This is a genomic window from Ferroplasma sp. (assembly GCF_037442045.1).
GTDB lineage: Archaea > Thermoplasmatota > Thermoplasmata > Thermoplasmatales > Thermoplasmataceae > Ferroplasma.
Genome location: NZ_JBBIRC010000077.1, coordinates 1 through 3425, shown reverse-complemented (window position 1 = coordinate 3425; position 3425 = coordinate 1). Strand labels below are relative to the sequence as shown.

At 34.3% G+C, this 3425-nt stretch carries 3 protein-coding genes and 1 pseudogene; 3 read left to right on the top strand and 1 reads right to left on the bottom strand.

Translation table 11 applies throughout. The features are described 5' to 3' along the window. From WKI77_RS07410 to WKI77_RS07400, 3 genes and pseudogenes are all read left to right on the top strand, one after another. A pseudogene (locus WKI77_RS07410) lies at positions 1 to 693 on the top strand (radical SAM protein); the annotation flags it as partial. A 1-nt stretch (position 694) separates the two neighbouring features. Continuing rightward, positions 695 to 1417 (top strand): MqnA/MqnD/SBP family protein, encoded by a 723-nt coding sequence (locus WKI77_RS07405; protein ID WP_337861187.1) that lies wholly within the window; start codon positions 695 to 697, stop codon positions 1415 to 1417. An 83-nt stretch (positions 1418 to 1500) separates the two neighbouring features. Then, positions 1501 to 2598: a CofH family radical SAM protein gene (locus tag WKI77_RS07400; protein ID WP_337861186.1), complete on the top strand. Its 1098-nt coding sequence runs from the start codon at positions 1501 to 1503 to the stop codon at positions 2596 to 2598. Positions 2599 to 2653: 55 nt separating this feature from the next. On the opposite strand, the gene WKI77_RS07395 is transcribed toward WKI77_RS07400, so the two are convergent. Then, positions 2654 to 3425: enoyl-CoA hydratase-related protein (locus WKI77_RS07395; RefSeq protein ID WP_337861185.1), on the bottom strand; the 772-nt coding region annotated here is incomplete at its 5' end.

The window sequence follows — 3425 nt, the reverse complement described above, 5'->3', positions numbered from 1 at the left end:
GATATTACTCTGAAAACATTTACAATACCAGAAATAGATTTTATAGCAAGGACAACAAAAAATTCAATTCCTGAAATTCTGGAAAGGTTCAGAAATGCAGGCATGGATGCACATACAGGTGGCGGAGCAGAAATATTCAATGAGAAGATTAGAAAACAAATAACAACCCCTGAGAAAATTTCAGGCGAGAAATGGCTTGAGGATGCAAAAATAATACATGCCATGGGGATTCAAGGAAACTCAACAATGACTTATGGCACTGTAGAGGATTATGATGATATTATAAACCACATGATAAGATTAAGAGACAATCAGTTGGAGCAGCCCGGATTCCTATCGTTTATACCATTAAAATTCAGCATAGAAAATACACCATTATATAAAATGGGGAAAGTTAGAATGGCAGCATCTGGCGATAAAGACATAAGAGTATATGCTCTTGCAAGGGCAATACTTGGAAAATCCATAAGAAATGTGAGTGTTTACTGGGTGGCACTTGGAAAGGAGCTGGCACAGATAGCTTTAATGTCAGGTGGCAGTGACCTTGTTGGTACAGCATTCAGCGAGAAGGTTTTTGGTGCAACAAACAGGCATACATCAGGCAGCGTTGAAGAATTAAACCATTTAATAGAAGAAACTGGAAAGATTCCGGCACTGAGAGACACATTTTACAACATAAAGGAGTATTATTAATATGATAAATATTATTAATTTATCACATTCAGATCCACTTGCCATGACATTTTCTGCTGAAGAAATTACAAGAAAAAGTGCTAAGGAAAATTATTTTGATGTTATAAATGGCAAAACTGAGATAGGAATGGTATCACTTGTTACATATCTAAAAAATAAAGATAAATTGAAATTAATAAAAAGCATGAATATACATACAAAAGCAAACAGCATATCAACAATACTGGTATCGAAATATAAATATCTTAAAGATAACATAAAAATAAATGTTACATCGCTTACAAAAACCACCGAATTTTATATGGAACTTGTGCTTCAAAAAATGGGGATAAATTATGAAATAAAAGAATCGGAATATACAGATTCTGAAAATCTTTTAAAGGATTCCGATTATGCGCTTGTAATAGGCGATGATGCAATAAAAGCATATTCAGGAACAGCAAATATAATACTGGATATTGGCCTTGAATTTTCAAAATTATATGAAATGGAACCGGTTTATGCAGTTTCAGCATCCTTAAATGAAATTGATGAAGATAAAATAAAAGGCCTTGACCAGCATATTAAAGATTCAAAAAAGTACATTCATGAAGCTGTTGAAAGAAATTATTTAAAGTTTAACGTTAAAAAAGAATTAATGGAAGAATACTATAGAGTTATGGATTATTCTTTCAATGATAGTGTTCTGAAAACCATAGAATTCGCAGACAAACTTAATGAATGATTTAACTTGTTTTAATTTACATTGTTTTTGGCTAAAAATTTTTAAATGAGATACATATTTATTGAATAAAGTGATGATATAATATGATTTCTTACAGTTATATGGACAGCATAAAAAATAAGGTTAAAAATGGTGATACCCTGGATGAAAATGAAATTGTTTCACTTTATGATTCTGCAAATTTAAAAGATCTTGGAAAACTTGCAAGAGGCATAACAGACGAAATCTCAGGAAATAAGGTTTCATTTGTTTCCAATCTCATATTAAATTATACAAATATATGTAATGTGCGCTGCCATTTCTGTGCTTTTTACAGGAAACAGGATGACAGTGATGCATATACACTTTCCATAGACGATGTTGTTAATGAAATTAAAAAGTATTATGAACCGTATGGAATAAAACAGCTTCTTATTCAGGGAGGTGTTAATTCATTTCTGAACCTTGATTATTATACCGGTCTTTTCAGCAGGATAAGGGATGAATTTCCAGGATTGGGAATACACGGGCTATCCACATCTGAACTTCATTTTATTTCACTGAAAGCACATGTACCGGTAAAAGATTTGCTGATAAAATTAAGGGAAAATGGGCTTCAAACAATTCCCGGAGCAGGTGGTGAAATCCTTGATGGAAGTGTAAGAAAAAAAATGGGCAGGCCAGAATCCAGCGGCAAAGAATGGCTGGATATTATGGAAGAGGCGCACAAACTTGGAATACATACATCAGCTACAATGATGTTTGGCCATCTTGAAACTTCTATGGATAAAGCTCATCATCTTCTTTCAATACTTGAATTGCAGAAAAAATATCATGGATTTTTATCATTTACGCCATGGAATTTTGAACCTGGAAATACAGAGCTTGCCAGAGAAGGATATAAATACAGGACAGGTGGAATATCAGTAATTAAAAACATTGCAATTGCCAGAATAGTTTTTAACAAAGAATTGCCTGTAATACAGAGTTCGTGGCTAACCAATGGCATGCAAATGGCTCAGATGGCAATATTGTTTGGTGCCAATGATTGGGGAGGAACAATATATGATGAGAAGGTCATACCGGCTACTGGAAAACAGGTGGGCAATTTAAGAAAAGAATTTATTATCAATTCGATTAAACAGATTAATATGATACCGGTAGAAAGGGATAATATGTATAACTCAATCAAAACATATTAATTTGCAAAAACGAAAATAGTGTAATTTATTTAGATTTTACATTTAATTAATATAATTACATCCCGTTAAATTCTGGTTCACGCTTTTGGCTAAAAGAGGATATGCCCTCAATGAAATCATGGGTGGCAGAAAGTTCATTTTGCAATTTGCTTTCGTCTTTCAGGAAATTATCCATATCGTAATACAGTGCTTTGTTCACAAGCAGTTTTGACGTTGAATATGCCATGTATGGGCCTCTAGACAGTTTCTGGGCTGTTTTTATTGCATCCGATAATGGATTGCCTGAGAGATTTACAAGGCCCATTTCACTGGCTTCAGAGCCATTAAAGTTGCCTCCGAAAAGCAGATATGGGCGTATTTTTGCACCTGCAAGCCTTGAGAGTATCAGAATAAGCCCGGTATCAGGAGCAAGCCCTATGCCCTGAAAACCCATAATAAACTTTGCTTCTTTTGATGCGAAAACCATATCACATGCCATTGCAAGGCTTATGCCTGCCCCGGCCGCCGTACCATTTATTGCAGATATAAAGATTTTTTTGCTGTTAATTATCTCCTTTAAAAGTGGATGAAACGAACTTGATAATTCTTCTTCTATATCCACTTTTGAATCACCGTTTAATGACAGGTCAGCACCTGCAGAAAATGCCCTGCCTTTTCCAGTCAATATTGCTATGCGTTTATTCGGGTCTTCGTTGAAGTGCTTAAATGCCTTTAAGAGTTCGGATCTAACATCATTCCCAAGTGCATTAAGTTTATCCGGCTTATTGATTGTTATAACAGAAATATAGTCCATATCTTCTATCAGCAATGTACTGTACATTTTGAAT